Source organism: Sphingomonas sp. CCH10-B3 (genome assembly GCF_001556185.1).
GTDB lineage: Bacteria > Pseudomonadota > Alphaproteobacteria > Sphingomonadales > Sphingomonadaceae > Sphingomonas > Sphingomonas aquatica.
In genome coordinates, this window is the sequence record NZ_LSIJ01000003.1 from 1 (window position 1) to 17,903 (window position 17,903).

At 65.7% G+C, this 17,903-nt stretch carries 13 protein-coding genes; 9 read left to right on the plus strand and 4 right to left on the minus strand.

Annotation, left to right across the window (positions count from 1 at the left end; genetic code table 11):
- Positions 1-1,037 (minus strand): AI-2E family transporter (locus AX672_RS01010; RefSeq protein WP_082730317.1); only part of this gene is annotated, 1,037 nt, incomplete at its 3' end.
- 104 nt (positions 1,038-1,141) lie between these two features.
- Here AX672_RS01010 and AX672_RS01015 point away from each other — a divergent pair.
- Positions 1,142-2,629, plus strand: a complete 1,488-nt coding sequence (locus tag AX672_RS01015) for an FGGY family carbohydrate kinase (protein ID WP_066646902.1) — start codon at positions 1,142-1,144, stop codon at positions 2,627-2,629.
- Positions 2,630-2,749: 120 nt separating this feature from the next.
- On the opposite strand, the gene AX672_RS01020 is transcribed toward AX672_RS01015, so the two are convergent.
- The gene (locus AX672_RS01020) at positions 2,750-4,147 is read right to left on the minus strand and encodes a M20/M25/M40 family metallo-hydrolase (RefSeq protein WP_066646904.1); all 1,398 of its coding nucleotides are present in this window, start codon (positions 4,145-4,147) and stop codon (positions 2,750-2,752) included.
- A 143-nt stretch (positions 4,148-4,290) separates the two neighbouring features.
- Complete coding sequence (locus tag AX672_RS01025) at positions 4,291-6,057, minus strand: class I adenylate-forming enzyme family protein (RefSeq protein ID WP_082730306.1); 1,767 nt, start codon at positions 6,055-6,057, stop codon at positions 4,291-4,293.
- 122 nt (positions 6,058-6,179) lie between these two features.
- Between AX672_RS01025 and AX672_RS01030 the strand changes: the two genes are divergently transcribed.
- From AX672_RS01030 to AX672_RS01065, 8 genes are all read left to right on the plus strand, one after another.
- Positions 6,180-7,397 (plus strand): serine hydrolase domain-containing protein, encoded by a 1,218-nt coding sequence (locus AX672_RS01030; protein ID WP_082730307.1) that lies wholly within the window; start codon positions 6,180-6,182, stop codon positions 7,395-7,397.
- 105 nt (positions 7,398-7,502) lie between these two features.
- The gene (locus tag AX672_RS01035; RefSeq protein WP_066646906.1) at positions 7,503-9,533 is read left to right on the plus strand and encodes a 3-hydroxyacyl-CoA dehydrogenase NAD-binding domain-containing protein; all 2,031 of its coding nucleotides are present in this window, start codon (positions 7,503-7,505) and stop codon (positions 9,531-9,533) included.
- Positions 9,530-9,967, plus strand: a complete 438-nt coding sequence (locus AX672_RS01040) for a VOC family protein (RefSeq protein ID WP_066646909.1) — start codon at positions 9,530-9,532, stop codon at positions 9,965-9,967. The genes AX672_RS01035 and AX672_RS01040 overlap by 4 nt, the downstream gene beginning before the upstream one ends.
- Complete coding sequence (locus AX672_RS01045; protein ID WP_066646912.1) at positions 9,964-11,277, plus strand: amidase family protein; 1,314 nt, start codon at positions 9,964-9,966, stop codon at positions 11,275-11,277. Before AX672_RS01040 ends, AX672_RS01045 begins: the two co-directional genes overlap by 4 nt.
- Positions 11,278-11,282: 5 nt before the next feature.
- Positions 11,283-12,464: an acyl-CoA dehydrogenase family protein gene (locus AX672_RS01050; RefSeq protein ID WP_066646915.1), complete on the plus strand. Its 1,182-nt coding sequence runs from the start codon at positions 11,283-11,285 to the stop codon at positions 12,462-12,464.
- Positions 12,465-12,627: 163 nt separating this feature from the next.
- Positions 12,628-13,755, plus strand: a complete 1,128-nt coding sequence (locus AX672_RS01055; RefSeq protein WP_066646918.1) for an acyl-CoA dehydrogenase family protein — start codon at positions 12,628-12,630, stop codon at positions 13,753-13,755.
- Positions 13,756-13,910: 155 nt separating this feature from the next.
- Positions 13,911-14,789, plus strand: a complete 879-nt coding sequence (locus AX672_RS01060; protein ID WP_066646922.1) for an acyl-CoA thioesterase — start codon at positions 13,911-13,913, stop codon at positions 14,787-14,789.
- A 135-nt stretch (positions 14,790-14,924) separates the two neighbouring features.
- Positions 14,925-16,475 carry a hypothetical protein gene (locus AX672_RS01065; protein WP_168727278.1) on the plus strand — a complete coding sequence of 517 codons (1,551 nt, stop codon included), beginning with the start codon at positions 14,925-14,927 and terminating at the stop codon, positions 16,473-16,475.
- Positions 16,476-16,632: 157 nt separating this feature from the next.
- Here AX672_RS01065 and AX672_RS01070 read toward each other — a convergent pair whose 3' ends face one another.
- Positions 16,633-17,724 (minus strand): energy transducer TonB, encoded by a 1,092-nt coding sequence (locus tag AX672_RS01070; RefSeq protein WP_066646931.1) that lies wholly within the window; start codon positions 17,722-17,724, stop codon positions 16,633-16,635.
- Between the last annotated feature and the right edge of the window lie 179 nt (positions 17,725-17,903).

Below are 17,903 nucleotides of genomic sequence, written 5' to 3' on the forward strand. Positions count from 1 at the left end.
CCCCACACCCACCCCCAAAAGCTGATCGAAATCAGAATCATGATCGGGTTGATCGTGAGGCGATGGCCGACCACCAGCGGGGTGATGACATTGGCCTCGAGCAGATGCGCACCGATCATGATCAGCGCCGGAACGAGCGCGACCCCGGGATCCGAAAACACCATCAATCCGCCGAGCGCCAGCAGCATCGCCGCCGCAATCGGCCCGAAATAGGGAATGTAGTTGAGCAGCGCGACGATACCGCCCCACATCAGCGGATAGGGCATCCCCATGATCCAGAGTGCCACCGCGATCACCAGCCCGAGCGCGAGATTGATGACGGTGATCGTGCCCAGATAAGACGACGTGTCATCGACCACGTCCTGGATCACGCGCGCGGTGGCAAGCGCGCCGTCGAAGCTGGCGCGCGACGTGATCGTCTGGCGCCGCAGCCGGGTCCAGCCGCTCAGGAAGAAATAGACGATCAGCGTGCCGAAGAAGATGTGGATGAAAACGCTCGGCGCCGACACCGCGACCAGTTCGACCAGTGATCGCGGCGGCACGGCGGTTGCCTGCGCAGCGTCAGCGACATTCTTGGCCGATCCCGCTGCGAGCCGCATCGCGGTCTTGTCGACATATTTTTCGATGCTGTTGTAGAATTCGAGCAGCGGCTTCAGGTTCATCTGGATGCGGCCGATGCGTTCGGGCAGCAAGCGGAAGAACTGGACCGCCGGCACGATGATCGCCGCGAGCACGATATTCGCGACACCAAGGAACCCGACGACGCAGATCAGCGATGCGACCGGCGCAGGAATCCGCCGCCGTTCTAGCCATTCGAGAATCGGTACCAGCGCGACGGCAATCACCAGTGCCGCCGTCACTGGCAGGAAGAATTCGGCCCCCGCCTTCAGCGCGAACGGCAACGCAATGACAAGGCCGACGCCCGCGATCAGCGTCAATGCCGCGAGCAGGCGATCGCGGCGATCGGCAACCTCATCACTTTCGGCCGGCGCGGGCTGGGGCACGACGGACGGCGCCGGTACTGGCGCCACGTCCATGTTCACCGCCGTTGATGCGTCGCTCGGCCCGTCCACGTGATGCTCCTCGATCCGGCATCACTAGCTGCATTCCTTCGCTGCGCAATCCCGGCTAGCTTGGGTGCATGAGCGACATCATTCTGGTCATCGACGAAGGCACCACTTCGACGCGCGCCATGGCATTCGCCGCCGACGGCGCCTGCCTTGCCACCCACGCGCTGGAACTGACCCAGCATTATCCGCAGCCTGGCTGGGTCGAACATGACGCTGCCGAAATCTGGGCGCACACGCTGGCAGTGACGCGCGATGTGATCGAGCAGGTCGGCGGGGCCGAGCGAGTCGCCGCGATCGGCATCACCAACCAGCGCGAGACGGTCGTGTTCTGGGACAAGACCACCGGCGAGCCGCTCGCGCCCGCGATCGTGTGGCAGGACCGCCGCACCGCCGCCGATTGCCAGGCGCTGAAGGAAGCGGGGCATGAAGCCGCCGTGCAGGCCAAGACCGGGCTGCTGCTCGATCCCTATTTCTCGGGCTCGAAGATCGGCTGGGCGCTGCGCCACTGGCCGCAGCTTGCCGAAGCGGGCGACCGGCTGGCGGTCGGAACGGTCGAAAGCTGGCTCGTCTGGAAATTGACCGCCAATGAAAGCCGGGGCGGCCTGCACATCACCGACGCGACCAACGCGAGCCGCACCGCGCTGATGGCGATCGGCAGCGGCGGCTGGGACGATGGCCTGATCGACCTGTTCGGTGCCCCACGCGCAGCGCTGCCCGAGATCGTCGATTGCGCCGGACGTTTCGGCGAGACCACGCTGTTCGGCGCCGCCATCCCGATTTGCGGCATGGCCGGCGACCAGCAGGCGGCGACGATCGGTCAGGCGTGCCTCGCGCCCGGCGAGACCAAGGCGACCTTCGGTACCGGCGCTTTCATCCTGACGCAGGCAGGCGCGATCCCGCCGGTGTCGCACCACCGGCTGCTGTCGACGGTCGCGTGGCAATTGGGCGGCAAGCGCGCCTATGCGCTCGAAGGATCGGTGTTTGTCGCCGGCAGCCTGATCAAATGGCTGCGCGATTCGATCGGCATAATCGGCACCGCGGCCGAGACCGAGGCGCTCGCGCGCAGCGTCGCCGACAATGGCGGCGTGTACCTCGTCCCTGCCCTCTCCGGCCTCGGCGCGCCGTGGTGGCAGCCCGAGGCACGCGGCGCGATTTCGGGGCTCAGCTTCACCAACACCCGCGCGCACATCGTCCGCGCGGCGCTGGAGGCGATGGCGCATCAGGCGAACGACCTGAAGACCGCCTTTGCGGCCGACGGTGTCGACTGGGCGAGCCTGCGGATCGACGGCGGCATGGTCGCCAACGACTGGATGGCGCAGGACATGGCCGACATCCTCGCCATCCCCGTCGAACGCCCCGCCTTTGCCGAAACGACGGCGCTCGGCGCGGCGATGCTCGCGGGGGTCGGCAGCGGGCTGTTCGGCGGGCTGGAGGCGGCAAGCGCGATGCGGGGGACGGTCGAGCGGTTCGAGCCGGAGATGGCGGTGGATGTGCGCGAGGCACGGCTGGCGGGGTGGCAGCGGGCGGTGGAGAGCGTGGTGGCGCTAGCCGGGGGCTGAGCGGGCGAGCGGTTCAGACGCGGGTCTCGACGGCGCGAAATCCGTTCAAATTGCAGGAGCTTCGGCTTGTTATAGCCCGGACCCGACCGGAGCCCCTCCACGCTTGAGGGATGACGATCTTTACTTCGCACCTGCATAGGCTTTGACGAGGTCGAACAGATAATCCCGCCCGGTCATCAGCCATTTAACCGAAATGCGTTCGTTCAGGCCATGGGCGTTGTTCGAACCGTCGCTTAGCAAACCCGGCACGCCATAGGTCGGCACGCCGGCGGCGATAAGGAAGCGCGCATCGGTAGCGCCCGTGCTCATCGACGGTACGATCGGCACGCCGGGGAAATGCTGCTTCGCCAGCGTTGCTGCCTTGTCATAGACTTCGCCCGCCAGCGGCGGCGGTGCGTTGACCGGATTGACCGGCGGCACGGCGACGATCGTCACCGGGGCGTCGCCAATCGCCGCTTTCAACTGCGCGCCCACATCGCTGGGGGTGTCGGTCGGGAACATGCGGCAGTTGATATTGGCAAAGGCGCGCTGGGGCAGCGCGTTGATGGCATGACCACCTTCGATCTGTGTCGCGACACAGGTGGTACGCAGCAGTGAATGAAAGCGCGGGTCTTTCGAAACGATCGCATCCGCCGCCTTGTCAGTCGGGTTGGCGACAAGCTTGAGCATCGCTTCGCCCATCGGTCCCGGGGTCATCTTACCGAGCGCCGTGAAACTCGCGCGAGTGATTTCGCTCATGCGAATTGGGAACTCATAAGCCGCGATACGATTCATGGCTGTCGAAAGCGCATAGATGGCGTTATCCGGGCGCGGCACCGAACTATGACCGCCGGGGTTGATCGCTTCGACCTTGAAATTCTGGCTTACCTTCTCGCCCGCCTGAAAGATCAAGGCAAGCGGCGTGCCATCGGCCTTCAGCGAGCCACCGCCACCCTCGTTCAGGGCGAAACTCGCCTTGATCCAGTCGGGGTGTTTTTCGATCAGCCAGCGAACGTTGTTGATGCGCGCGCCCGATTCTTCGCCGCAACTGAGCAGCAGCTTGATCGTGCGCTTCGGCTTCGCACCGGCAACCTTCAATCGCGCCATCGTGTCGGTCCAGATTGCCGCCTGCGCCTTGTCGTCGGCGGCACCACGGGCATAGAACCAGCCGTCTTCCTCGATCAGCGTGAACGGATCCCGCGTCCAGTCTTCGCGCTTTGCCTCGACCACGTCGAGATGGGCAAGGAGCATGACGGCACCCAGTTTCGGGTCGCTACCGGCAAAGGTCGCGATCAGCCCGCCATCAAGCGGCAGGTTTTCGGGAAAGAAGACGTTGAGATCGGCATCGGTAAAACCCGCCGACTTCAGGCGCGCCGCCATCCGTGTGGCAGCCAGCGTGCAATCACCATTACTATGGGTGGTATTAGTCTCGACAAGCTCTTTGTAAAGTTCACGGAACTGCTGCTGGTCAGGCCGCGGGGCTGCGTTGGCCATCGACGCCGAAAATAAGAGTGTCGCTGCGACGAGAAGAACCTTCATTTCAACCCCTTATCTGTGCCCATGACCATAGAGGTCGTCGCGGCACATATGCCAACGTGACTGCATGTTGCATGGCAAAATGAAACGGCTGCGGCGGCTCGTCATGGCATGCGCTAATCGCAGCCTGCGCCGATCGCCTCCCGTTACGCCGCCACCCCCACCCGATCTTCGAACAACACCTTCAAATCCTTCTTCAAAATCTTCCCGTTCGCATTCCTCGGAAGCGTTTCCTCCACAAACCGGATCGCCACCGGCATCTTGAATGCCGCCAGATGCTGCCGCACCCACGCCTGCAACTCCGCCTCGGTCGCGCTCGTGCCGGGTGCGAGGTGCACCACCGCTGCCGGTTCCTCGCCCAGCGTGCGGTGCGGCAGGCCGATCAGCGCGCAGTCGGTGACCGCAGGATGCGCGTAGAGGACGTTTTCGACTTCGCTCGAATAGATGTTTTCGCCGCCGCGGATGATCATGTCCTTGGCGCGGTCGACGATGTAGAGGAAGCCTTCCTCGTCGAGCCGGGCGAGGTCGCCGGTGCGCACCCAGCCGTCGACGAAGGTCGCCGCCGTCGCTTCGGGCTTGTTCCAATAACCCTTCACGATCATCGGCCCGCGCGCCCAGAGCTCGCCGACCTCGCCGATGGGGAGTTCGTTGACGCCGTCTTCGTCCATGATCTTCAGGTCAGCGACCGCGACCGGCGGGCCGGCGCTGGTCGGGCGGTTGAGATAATCCTCCGCGCTATGGCCGGTGACGGTCGCCATCGTCTCGGTCATTCCCCAGCCATTGCCGGGCAGCGCGCCGAATTCGGTGTAAATCCGCTTGACCAGCTCGGGCGCCGAGGGCGCGCCGCCATAGGCGATCGCTTCGAGCGACGAGAGATCGTACTTTGCCCGGTCGGGATGTTCGAGCAGCTGCCAGGCGATCGTCGGCACGCCGCCGGTCGCATGGACCTTCTCGCGCTCGATGATTTCCATGGCGCGGACGGCATCCCATTTGCGCATGAAGATCAGCGTCGATCCGCTCGCGACCGCGCCCATCATCCCGGCGCTGCACGCGGTCACATGGAACAGCGGGATGCAGGTGAGCATCGTCTTGGGTGTCGGCGCGGGGATTTCGTCGCCGCGCCGCAGCAGCGTCCGCGCGCCCGAATAACCGCTCGAAAAGATGTTGGTGATGAGGTTGCGATGCGTGCCGAGCGCGCCCTTGGGATTCCCCGTCGTGCCGCTGGTGTAGAAGATCGTCGCATCGTCCTCGGGGACGATCTCGACCGGCGGCAGGCCGGCTTCGGGGAGCGCGGCCCAGTCGTGCGGCGTCCCGATCAGCGCCTCGAACGCGCTCGCCTTGCCGTCGAGCGGAGTGACGGAGCGGCTGACATAGATGCACTCGAGATCGGGCAGCGCGTCATAATGCTCGGCCAGCCGCGCGTGGCGCTCGCCGTCGATGAACAGGATGCGGCTGCCTGAGTCCTTCAGTCCATATTCGAGCTCGGCGCCGGTCCACCAGGCATTGAGCGGCACCACGATCGCGCCGATCGACACGCCCGCGAAAAACACGACCGGCCATTCGGGCAGGTTGCGCATGCACAGGGCGACGCGGTCGCCCTTCTGGACCCCCATCTCGACCAGCTTGCCCGCGAGTGCTGCGACTGCGCGGTAATGCGCTTCGTAAGTGACGCGCTCATCCTCATGGATCGTGAATTCGCGCGCGCCGTGCGCCCGCGATAGCATCACGATCTGCGCGAGATTGGCGGGAGCATGTTTCCACACGCGTGTCGGCACGCCGCGAATATCGATGGTCTCCATCTCGAAGCGCGATCCCGGCGCAGTCAGCGCCGCCTCGATCTCCTTCAGGCCCATCTTGGGCCACGCAGGGTCGAGCGCGATCAGGGGTTCGCTAAGGGTGGTCGCCACGGGCATCTCTCCAGCACTTGAATTTCGGGTTTGGCTTATCCGCCATTTAAGCCAAGGTTAGTGTTGATTCGGACCGCGCTCAAGGCAATAGGAGTGCGAAGGTTCGAACCAGGGGTATGGAGAGGCTTATGGCATTGGCGGACCCTGAAGCGCATGGCTTCGACACCCGGCGGCTGGCGCGGATCGATGCGCTGTTGAACGAGCGCTACGTCGCACCGGGGCTGCTGCCGAATGCGCAACTGCTGATCGCGCGCGACGGCGAGATCGTGCATTTCTCGCACCACGGCGCCGCGCGAGAGGGCGGTGCGCCGATCGACCAGACCAGCCTGTTTCGAATCGCGAGCATGACCAAGCCGATCACCTCGATCGCGTTCATGATGCTGGTCGAGGAAGGCAAGGTCGCGGTCGACACGCCGGTCCACCACGTCCTGCCCGAGTTCAAGGGGATCGGCGTCTATAACGGCGGCGGCGGCGGCGTGCCGTTCATGACCAAGCCGACGACCGAGCCGATGCGGATGCTCGACCTGCTGCGCCACACCAGCGGGCTGACCTATGGTTTCCAGAACCGCTCGAACGTCGATGCCGCCTACCGCGAGGGCAGGCTCGAGAATTGGCACGGCAATTTCGATCTCGACGAATTCGTCGGCGCGCTCGGCAAGATCCCGCTCGAATTCTCGCCCGGCGAGGCATGGAATTATTCGGTCGCGACCGACGTGCTCGGCGCGATCATCCAGCGCGTCAGCGGCATGAAGCTCGACGACTTCTTCCGCACGCGCATTTTCGAACCGCTCGGCATGCACGACACGTTCTTCGCGGTGCCCGAGGACAAGGTCCACCGGCTGACCGACTGCTATGACTGGGTCCCGGGCGGTAAGAAAATGTTCGATCGCGGCGAGAAAAGCGCGTGGAGCCGCCAGCCGCGCTTCCTGTCGGGTGGCGGCGGGCTCGTGTCGACCGCGCTCGACTATCACCGTTTCTGCGCGATGTGCCTGAATGGCGGGATACTCGACGGTGTGCGGATCGTGTCGCGCAAGACGCTTCAACTGATGACGCTCAACCACCTGCCCGGCGGCAAGGACCTGGCGTCGTTGTCGAAATCGCTGTTCAGCGAGACGCAGAATGCCGGCACCGGTTTCGGCCTCGGCTTTGCGGTCAACATGGATGTCGCGAAATCGATGATGCCGGGCTCGGTGGGCGAATATTATTGGGGCGGCATGTTCTCGACCGCCTTCTTCATCGACCCGGTCGAGCGCATCCACATGGTGTTCATGACCCAGCTGCGCCCGTCGAACAGCTACCCGATCCGCCGCGAATTGAAGACACTGATCTATTCCGCGCTGACGTAACAGCATCCGCCGGTGCTCCTGCGAAAGCAGGAGCCCAGAACCACGAAGCGCCGCGCAGGCGGCCCTGGCCCCCCGCTTTCGCGGGGGAATAATGGAGAGAATGATATGACTTCGCCCATCACCACCGAACGGCACGGCGACGTGCTCGTCGTCATCTCCAACAGCCCGCCGGTCAACGCGCTCGGCGCCGCCGTGCGGCAGGGCCTCGATGTGGGGGTCAAGGAAGGGCTCGGCGACCCCAGCATCAAGGCGATCGTCATCCGCTGCGACGGCAAGACCTTTTTCGCGGGTGCCGACATCACCGAATTCGGCAAGCCGATGCAGGAGCCGGGCCTCCCCACCCTGCTCGACATGATCGAAGCCGCCGACAAGCCGGTGATCGCGGCCTTCCACGGCACCGCGCTCGGCGGCGGCTGCGAAGTGACGCTCGCCTGCCATTACCGGATCGCCGATCCGAAGGCGGTGATCGGCACGCCCGAAGTCAAGCTCGGCCTGCTCCCCGGTGCCGGCGGCACCCAGCGCATCCCGCGCGTCGCAGGCGTCAAGCTCGCGCTGCAGATGACCGCGATCGGCGATCCGATTCCGGCGAAGGTCGCGCTCGACGCAGGCCTGATCGACCGGATCGCCGGCGACGGCACGCTCGCCGAAGACGCGATCGCCTTTGCCCGCGAAGTCGCCGATGTGCGCCCGCTGCCGCGCGCGAGCGAAAAGACCGCGACGCCCGATCCCGAAGCCGTTGCCGCGTTTAAGGCCGCCAATGCCAAGCGCTTCCGCGGCTTCGATGCGCCTGCCGCCAACATCGCCTGCGTCGAAAAGGCCACCGACGGCTCGACCTTCGAGGAAGGCATCAAGTTCGAGCGGCAGGAATTCATGAAGCTGATGCTGGGCACGCAGAGCGCCGCCCAGCGCCACCTGTTCTTCGCCGAGCGCCAGGCCGCCAAGATCGACGGCATCGATCCCAACATCGCGCTGCGCCAAATCAAGAAGGTCGGCGTGATCGGCGCGGGCACGATGGGCGGCGGCATTTCGATGAACTTCCTGTCGGTCGGCATCCCGGTGACGATCGTCGAGATGCAGCAGGAAGCGCTCGATCGCGGCACCGGCGTGATCCGCAAGAATTACGAAGCCTCGGCCGCCAAGGGGCGCCTCAAGCCCGAACAGGTCGACGCCGCGATGGGCGCACTGACCCCCACGCTCAGCCTCGACGATCTCGCCGACTGCGATCTTGTGATCGAAGCGGTCTATGAGAATATGGACGTCAAGAAGGAACTGTTCGGCAAGCTCGACGCGATCGTGAAGCCCGGCGCGATCCTCGCGTCGAACACGTCGTATCTCAACATCGACGAGATCGCCGCCTCGACCAGCCGCCCGCAGGACGTGCTCGGCATGCACTTCTTCTCGCCTGCCAACGTCATGAAGCTTTTGGAAGTCGTGCGCGGCGCCAAGACCGCCGACGACGTGCTGGCAACGGTGATGGCGCTCGCCAAGACGATCAAGAAAGTCGCGGTGGTGGCGGGCGTGTGCCACGGCTTCATCGGCAACCGCATGCTGATGCCGCGTCAGGTCGAGGCCAACAAGCTGCTGATGGAGGGCGCGACGCCCGAGCAGATCGACCGCGTCCATGTCGAATTCGGCATGCCGATGGGGCCGTTCCAGATGAGCGATCTCGCCGGCGTCGACATCGGCTGGCACCGCGACCCGAGTCGCATCGAAAGCATCCGCGATGCGCTGTGCGCCGAGGATCGCTGGGGCCAGAAAAAGGGCGCGGGCTTCTACGACTATGACGAGAAGCGCAACCCGACGCCCTCCCCGCGCGTCGCCGAGATCATCGAGGATTTCCGCAGCCGCTCAAACCTGCCCAAGCGCGAGATCAGCGACGAGGAAATCATCGAACGCACGCTCTACACGATGGTCAACGAAGGCGCGCTGATCCTCGAAGAGAAGATGGCGCAGCGCGCGTCGGACATCGATGTCGTGTGGATCTATGGCTATGGCTGGCCGGTCTATCGCGGCGGCCCGATGTTCTGGGGCGATACCGTCGGCGCCAAGACGATCGTCGCGGGGCTCGAAAAGCACGGCTTCAAGGTCGCCGAACTGCTGAAGACCAACGCCGAGACGGGGAGCCGGTTCAAGTGAGTACCGCTGCCCCGGCGATCGCGGAAGTCCCGGCCGAGCTCGGCTTCCGGCTCAACTTCTTCAAGCTGATCGTCGCCGATATGGAGGCGGCAATCGCCTTCTACACCGGCGCTTTCGGCATGGTCGAAGCGGGGCCGCGAGTCGATCTGCCCGAAGTCGAGGAAGCGATGCTGACGATGCCGGGGGATCGGTTCACGCTGGTGCTCTATCGCTGGAAGGATGGGCGCGACCTTGCGCTCGGCACCGCGCATGGGCCGGTCGGCTTCCTCACCAAGGACGTCGACGCGGCCTATGCGCGCTTGCTCGATCACGGCGCGACATCGCGGCGCAAGCCGTTCGCGCTCGGCCCGATGAAGATTGCCTTCGTCGCCGATCCGGAAGGGCATGAAGTCGAGCTGGTGCAGTTCGTCCGGAACGAGACACCATCGGCATGAAGACCGCGCTCGCCACGGCCGCCGCCATCCGCGCGGGCGAGACCAGCGCGCTCGCCGAATGCGAGGCGGCGATTGCCCGGATCGAAGCGGGCGATGGCGAGATCAACGCCGTCGTCGTCCGCGATTTTGACCGGGCTCGCGAGCAAGCACGCGCGGTCGATGCGCGGGTGGCGGCGGGCGACGGCGCGGGCGCGTTGCTTGGCGTGCCGATGACGGTGAAGGAAAGCTTCGACGTCGCCGGGCTGCCGAGCTGCTGGGGCTTTGCCGAACATGCCGATTTCGTCGCGAGCGAGGATGCGGTCGCGGTCAAGCGGCTGAAGGCGGCAGGCGCCGTGATCCTGGGTAAGACCAATGTGCCGGTGGCGCTTGCGGACTTGCAGACCAACAACCCGGTTTATGGCCGCACCCGCAATCCGGTCAATCTCGATCGCGTCCCCGGCGGATCTTCGGGCGGCGCGGCGGCCGCGCTGGCGGCAGGCTATGTGCCGATCGAGATCGGCTCGGACATCGGCGGGTCGATCCGCCTGCCTGCCGCCTTTTGCGGCGTCTGGGGGCACAAGCCGACCTACAACGCGCTGTTGAGTTTCGGCCATAATTTCCCGCGCACCGAAGCTTGCGGCGTCGCGCTCAACGTCATCGGCCCGCTCGCGCGCGATGCCGATGATCTCGAAGCGTTGTTCGAGGTGATGGGCGGCGACGCGCTCGCCCGCCCTGCCCCGCGCGGGCCCGGCGACTGGCGCATCCTGCTGCTGACGTCGCATCCGATGGCGGCGGTGCAGGAATCGATCAAGGCGGCGATCGAGGCGACCGGCGCGGCCTTTGCGGCGGCAGGCGCGACGGTCGATCACGCCAGCGATCTGCTGCCCGATCTGGCGATGCAGTATATGAACTACGTTCGCATGCTGCTGACCGCGATGGCGCGCGGCGCCCCGCCCGAAGGTGGCGCGGCAATGACGCTGCCCGAATGGTACACGCTTATCGACGCGCAGGCGAAATGCCGTCGCGACTGGGGGCGGCTATTCGACAGCTATGACGCCGTGATCGCGCCGATCTGGGGCACGACCGCCTATCCGCATGACGACACGCCGCTGGCCGAGCGGCAATTGCTGATCGACGGCGCGATGACGCCGGCCGGCGTGCAACTGGCGTTTCCGGGCCTTGCCACTTTCCCGATGCTGCCCGCGACCAGCGTGCGCATTGGCACCGACCCCGATGGCCTGCCGATCGGTGTGCAGGTGATCGCCGATTACAACCGCGACTGGACGGCGATTGCCGTGGCCCGCGCGGCGCATAATTTGATGAGGAGCTGAATGCGATGAGCGACCTGGAAACTTTCCGCGCCGAAACGCGCGCCTGGCTCGAAGCCAATTGCCCGCCCGAAATGCGCGAGCCGGTGCGCAGCGAGAAGGACGCCAATTGGGGCGGCCGCAACGCCGTGTACCAGCCGGGGCAGAAGGAATGGATGGACGCGATGGCATCGCGCGGCTGGACCGTGCCCGACTGGCCGACGCAATATGGCGGCGGCGGGCTTTCGCCTGCCGAAACCAAGATCCTGCGCGAGGAAATGGCGGCCATGAAGTGCCGCAACCCGCTCAACAGCTTCGGCATTTCGATGCTCGGGCCGGCGCTGCTGAAGTACGGGACCGAGGAGCAAAAGCTCGAACACCTGCCCAGGATCGCGCGCGGCGAAATCCGCTGGTGCCAAGGCTATTCGGAACCTAATGCCGGGTCCGACCTCGCCAGCCTCGCGACCAGCGCCGAGGATGCGGGCGACCATTATGTCATCAACGGCCAGAAGGTCTGGACCAGCTACGCCGACAAGGCCGACTGGATCTTCTGCCTCGTCCGCACCAACAAGGCCGACAAGCACAACGGCATCAGCTTCGTGCTGTTCGACATGACCACGCCGGGTGTCTCGACCAAGCCGATCCTGCTGATCAGCGGCTATTCGCCCTTCTGCGAAACCTTCTTCGACAATGTGAAGGTGCCCAAGAAGAACCGGGTGCACGAAGAGAATAAGGGTTGGGACGTTGCCAAATATCTGCTCGGCCATGAGCGCGAGATGATTTCGGGCATGGGGCTCGGCTCGACCGGCGGCAATCCGCTGATCGAAGGCGCGATTGCGACGGTCGGCCTCGACCATGAGGGCCGCCTCGCCGATCCGCTACTGCGCGCGGCGATCGCGATGTTCGAAGTGCGCGCCAAGGCGTTTGGAATGATGTCCGAACGCTTCATCGACGAACTGAAAGCGGGCAAGGCCCACCCCGCCCAGCCCTCGATGATGAAATATTACGGCACCGAGCTGAACAAGTCGCGTCATGAGCTGATGATGGCAGCGGGCGGCTCCGACGCGCTCGAATGGGAAAGCGCGCGCTCGAACGGCGGCAGCGGCGCCCGCGCCTGGCTGCGCACCAAGGCCAATTCGATCGAGGGCGGGACGAGCGAAGTCCAGCTCAACATCGTGGCGAAGCGGATTCTGGAATTGCCATCGGTTTAGCCCTCGATTGTAGCCCTCTCCCGCGTGCGGGAGAGGCGCGAGACTTGGCAGCTTGCTGCCTAGTCGCAGCGGTGAGGGTCTTCTTCCGGCCCCGCCGCATCAAAAAGAAGACCCTCACCCAACCCTCTCCCGCTCGCGGGAGAGGGCCCAGGAGCCGGAAAATATGCCTCTCTACCTCACCGAAGAACAGACGATGCTGCACGACACGGCGAAAAGCTTCATCGCCGATGCCGCCCCGGTCAGCCACTTGCGGGGCTTGCGTGACAGCAAGAACCCCGATGGCTTCAGCCGCGATCTGTGGAAGCAGTTCGCGGAAATGGGCTTCACCGGCATCCTGATCGGCGAAGACGATGGCGGGCTCGGCCTCGGCCATGTCGAGGCGGGCGTGGTGCTCGAGGAGATCGGGCGCAACCTGTCGCCCTCGCCGTTCCTCGCCACGGCCGTCGCGGCGGTCGAGGCGCTCAAGGGCAGCGCGCACGCCGCGCGGCTGTTCCCCGGCATCCTCAGCGGTGACACCGTCGCCGCGCTCGCGATCGATGAGCGCGCCAAGCACGGCACCGGCATCGCGATGAAGGCCGAACGCGCAGGGAACGGCTTCAAGCTCAGCGGCACCAAGCAGTTCGTCACCCACGGCCATGTCGCCGACGTGCTGATCGTTGCCGCGCGCACCGCCGGCTCGGCGCACGACAAGGACGGCATCACGCTGTTCGCGGTCGAGAAGGGCGCAGCGGGGCTTTCCGCCGACGCCGAGCGGCTCGCCGATTCGAGCATCGCCGCGCGCCTGACCTTCGATGGCGTCGAGGTCGATGCCGACGCCGTGATCGGCGAAGTCGACGGCGGCGCCGATCCGCTCGGCCGCCTGCTGCGCGCGGGCCGCGCGGGGGCGGCGGCGGAGCTGCTCGGCGTCGGCGGCGGCGCGATGGACATGACCGTCAACTATCTGAAGGAGCGCAAGCAGTTCGGTGTCCGCATCGGCAGCTTCCAGGCGCTCCAGCACCGCGCCGCGCATCTCTACAGCGAGATGGAAGTCGCGCGCGCGGCGGTGCTCAAGGCGCAGCAGATGCTCGATGCGGGCGATGCCGGTGCCGAGCAGGCCGTGTCGGTCGCCAAGGCGATGACGTCGCTCGCCACCACGCTCGCCGTGCAGGAAGGCGTCCAAATGCACGGCGGCATCGGCATGACCGACGAGTACGACATCGGCTTCTACATGAAGCGCGGCCGCGTGCTCGCCGAGATGTTCGGCGACGCCAACTACCACGCCGACCAGCTTGCGCGGGCGGCTGGGTACTAAGTAAATCCTCCCCGAGCTTGCTCGGGGAGGGGGACCATGCGCAGCATGGTGGAGGGGCTGTGGAGTGTCGCCTCGCCCCCACCACCACGCCCTGCGGGCGCGGTCCCCCTCCCCAATACAAGCTGGGGGAGGAATTAGGATGCACAATGACCCAAATGACCGACCACCCTACCCCCGCCGAACTCGCCGCCAAGCTGGTTGCCCTGCTCGACGTCGAGGAGCTCGACACCGATCTTTATCGCGGCGGGCGCGGTGATGACGGGTTCGGGCGCGTGTTCGGCGGGCAAGTACTGGCGCAGGCGCTGCAAGCCGCGCAGCGATCGACCGACGACGACAAGGCGGCGCATTCGCTCCACGCCTATTTCATGCGCCCCGGCGCCGAGGAGCATCCGATCATCTACCGCGTGGTGCGCGATTTCGACGGCAAGAGCTTCGCTACCCGCCGCGTGATCGCGACGCAGAAGGGCGTGCCGATCCTTACCCTCACCTGCTCGCTCCAGCGGCCCGAGGAAGGGCTGTCGCATCAGGAGCCGATGCCCGACGTGCCGCCGCCGGAGGCGCTGAAGAGCGACCTGCAGATCCGGCTCGAAACCGCCGACCAGATGCCCGAGCGTTTCCGCGCCAATTTCACGCGCCCGCGGATGATCGAAAGCCGCCCGGTCAATCCGCGCAGCTGGTTCAAGCCCGAAAAGCAGGAGCCGCGTCAGGCAAGCTGGTTCCGCGTCGTCGCCCCCGTCGCCGATGATCCGGCGCTGCACCGCGCGATCCTGGTCTATGCCTCCGACATGTCGCTGCTCGGCACGGCGACGCTGCCGCACGGCGTCAACTGGATGACGCACAAGCTCCAGACGGCAAGCCTCGACCACGCCGTCTGGCTGCACGAGCCGTTCCGCGCCGACGACTGGCTGCTCTATGTCTGCGACAGTCCGTGGAGCGGCCATGCCCGCGGCTTCAACCGCGGCCGGATCTATGCGCGCGATGGACGGTTGGTTGCGAGTTGCACACAGGAAGGCCTGATCCGCCTGCGCGAATGAGGTGACCAGCCACCTAGAGTGCGCCAGCGGAGAGTTTTGGTGCGCTCCGGCAAAATTTCCGCAGCCTCCCGCCTTTTCAGCTTGGGCAGTCTTGCCTAGGAAAGCTCTGACAAGACGCACCTTCCGGGGGGAAGCATGAAATTTTTACTTCACGGTGTCGCCGCGTTTGCCGTGGCGACCGCCCTGACGACGCCCGCCTTCGCGCAATCGACGGCGACGACCGCGCCCAAGCCCGTTTCCCCCTTTGTCCTGTGTGACGGCCGCACCGGCCATGTCAGCGGCGGGCTGCGACTGTTCCGTGCCCTGGCAGTAATGGGGACGCTGGGTGTTTCCGAACTCGGCACCACCAAGGACGACGACTCGAAGCGCGCCAAGGGGAAGGACGGCGTCACCGCCTGCACCACCGCGCTTGCCCAGGAGCAGAATGGCGAGCGCCGGGTCGAGCTGGTGATCGCCAAGACCATCCATCTTCTGGAAGACAATGATCTCGACCAGGCGCTGGCGACGATCCGCACGGCCGAGGAAGCGGCGGGCGCGTACAAGACCGACATCGGCTTCCGCCGGACCCTGCTGCCGCGGGCGATGCTGCTCGAAAGCACGGTGCTCGTCCGCGCCAAGCGTTTCGCCGAAGCCGAGGCCAAGGCCGTCGAAGCCGTGCAACTCGGCGCCTATGACGTGGCGCTCGCCCAGCGCGCGCGGGCACTGCTGACGCTGACCACCGAAGTTAGCGCCGCCAAGCGCGATGCGCTGACGCAAATCGCCCGCATCATGCCGATCAACGTCGTCAGCGCGACGATGGCGATGACCGAAGCCGGTGCTTATCGCGAGGCAGCGTCTGCCAACGCCGACTATATCGATCTTGCCAAGGCATCGCTCCGCAAATTCGTACCGGTCGATTTTGAAGCGACCCAGGCAGCGCTGCTGGCGCTTGCCGGCGATCTCGACGCGTCGAAGCAGTTCCGCGAAAAGGCCGAAAGCGGCATCACCGCGCTGCAATCCACCGGCGAGGCAGCGGCGCGTGCCTCAATCATCGCGAGCGCGTCGGAAACGCTGACGCTGCAATCGCTGATCGTCGATCTGAAGCAGGGCAAGGGCAGCGAGGCGCGCGCGACGTTCCGCGCACATGGTCCGTGGCTGCTCGCCAATCGCGGCCTTGTCTTCGCCGCCATGCAGCAGCTGCAGGCCGGTGCCCCGGCATCGGAGCTGACCGGCAATCTTGGCGAGACGGCTGCAGCATGGCACGAGCGCAAGCTGGTCGAGTTCGCAACGTCGCTGTCGACCGAGGATTATGTCAAATCGCTGTACGGCCTTGCTCTGGCAAGTGCCAGCGCCGAGGAATTCGCCAAGGCCGGTCGCGTGACCTGGACAACGGGCAAGAAGCCCAAGTTCCTGCTATCCCCGAGCAAGAAGGATCCTGCGCCGTTCGACATCATGTCGACCATCACGATGGCGTCGGTGTCGGGCTTGCCCTCGGGCGAGGCGCTGCTGCTGCAGGCCGGGCTGATCGCGCGCGAACGGGGCTTCGACGGGGTCGCGCTGATCCCGGTCCGCCAGACGATCGACTTGATGGGCGTGCGCTTCGGCAAGATCGGCACGCCCGGTTTCCCCGAAAGCCTGACCTTCCGCGCGGACAAGCTGGTCGCCGATCTGAGCCCGGTCATTCCGCGCCCCGCACCGGGCAACTAGGCAGCGGCGAGTCTCAGGATCGAGCTTGCCCAACCAATGCGTCATCCCCGCGAAGGCGGGGACCCATAGTCGCTCGACTCCTTGAGGAGCTGAACGACCACCACGAACGGGTTCCCGGGTTCGCGAGAATGACAATCCAAGCTGCGGTGCACCCGCGCTAGAACGGCGCCGGCACCGCGCCCTCGGCTTCTGCCACCGGAGCCGCCGGCTCGGGGTCGAGGACAAAACGCACGCGCGTCACGCAATTGGTATAGCCCTGCGCCGACGGCACCTTGGTCGCGGCCCGGACGATGCCAATCGCCGCGGCGCCGAAAGCATCGGACGGCTCGCTCGCGAGCACGCGGATGTTGCCGGTCTGCCCCCAGGGTGCGACGTCATAGGCGACGGACGCCCAGCCCTCGATACCCAACCGACGATAGGATTCAGGAAAGCGGAGTATGGGCTTGGTCTTCCACTGGCTACCCACCGGACAAGTCGGCGCCTCCGCCGACGCCGTATCGGGGATCGGCGGCGCAGCCAGCGTCGGGCCGCTGCGCCAATAGGGATAGAGGCAGCCACGCCGCGCAACCGGCTCGAACCGCGAATCGGCAACGGCGCGTACCGATGCCCGATCGAGCGCGGCATTGCCCGTTGAGCGGAACAGCTTGACGTTGGTCGGGCGGCCCGCGCCATTGATGTCGAAGCCGATCATGCTCCAGCTGCGCGTTCCCGGCGCCTGCGGAATCGCCTTGAAATCGGGGAAAGTCCGGCGCCGCACCGCGGGTGGCTGGTCGCAGGTCGACCCGGCCGAGGCGACCGCGCGGATGCGGTCATAGGCAGACTTGGGCAGACGGCCGGCGCTCGGAAACACCGAATAGGCAATCAGCGCGTCGATCGGCGCCGTTTCGATCGGCATGGCATCCGGTGCATAGGTCAGCGTGCAGTCGGTCCGCGCTGTGCCCGCGGCGAACTGCGCCGACGCCAGCGTCGGTTCGATTTCATCGCTATAGGCTCGATAAGCGGTGCTGCGCTTGATGGCATGCGGCCGCCCGCTCGCGTCAATCGCGAAGCTCAATGTCACAGGCAGGATCGCGGCGCTGCCGCTGCCGCCCCAGCCCAGCTGACCCGTCGGCTCGGGCAGCGCGATCGGCTGTTCGACCGTGCCGGCGCACCGCACCGCGCCCGCGCGCCAGACGATCAGTTTCTGCTGGTTGGATGGCGCAGGCGACACCATAACCTGTGCCGATGCCGCGTCCCAGCCCGCGATCATTACGCAACAACCTTTTATGATTGCAGATATTTTCATATAGGCTTTGTGCCGCGCGAACATGACAGCCGCAAGTCGTTTTCCGCTTTTTGCCCGCCGCTGGGGGCGAATGCGGCGGCGATTTCGCGCCTCCCGGCGCACGCATCGCCGAGCACGACCTTTCGCTGCCCGGCTCATTGGCG

Excerpts from the sequence above, each read along its gene's own strand:
- AX672_RS01015 (WP_066646902.1), top strand. The coding sequence starts at position 1,142 with ATGAGCGACATCATTCTGGTCATCGACGAAGGCACCACTTCGACGCGC.
- AX672_RS01020 (WP_066646904.1), bottom strand. The coding sequence starts at position 4,147 with ATGAAGGTTCTTCTCGTCGCAGCGACACTCTTATTTTCGGCGTCGATG.
- AX672_RS01025 (WP_082730306.1), bottom strand. The coding sequence starts at position 6,057 with ATGCCCGTGGCGACCACCCTTAGCGAACCCCTGATCGCGCTCGACCCT.
- AX672_RS01030 (WP_082730307.1), top strand. The coding sequence starts at position 6,180 with ATGGCATTGGCGGACCCTGAAGCGCATGGCTTCGACACCCGGCGGCTG.
- AX672_RS01035 (WP_066646906.1), top strand. The coding sequence starts at position 7,503 with ATGACTTCGCCCATCACCACCGAACGGCACGGCGACGTGCTCGTCGTC.
- AX672_RS01045 (WP_066646912.1), top strand. The coding sequence starts at position 9,964 with ATGAAGACCGCGCTCGCCACGGCCGCCGCCATCCGCGCGGGCGAGACC.
- AX672_RS01050 (WP_066646915.1), top strand. The coding sequence starts at position 11,283 with ATGAGCGACCTGGAAACTTTCCGCGCCGAAACGCGCGCCTGGCTCGAA.
- AX672_RS01055 (WP_066646918.1), top strand. The coding sequence starts at position 12,628 with ATGCCTCTCTACCTCACCGAAGAACAGACGATGCTGCACGACACGGCG.
- AX672_RS01060 (WP_066646922.1), top strand. The coding sequence starts at position 13,911 with ATGACCGACCACCCTACCCCCGCCGAACTCGCCGCCAAGCTGGTTGCC.
- AX672_RS01065 (WP_168727278.1), top strand. The coding sequence starts at position 14,925 with ATGAAATTTTTACTTCACGGTGTCGCCGCGTTTGCCGTGGCGACCGCC.
- AX672_RS01070 (WP_066646931.1), bottom strand. The coding sequence starts at position 17,724 with ATGATCGCGGGCTGGGACGCGGCATCGGCACAGGTTATGGTGTCGCCT.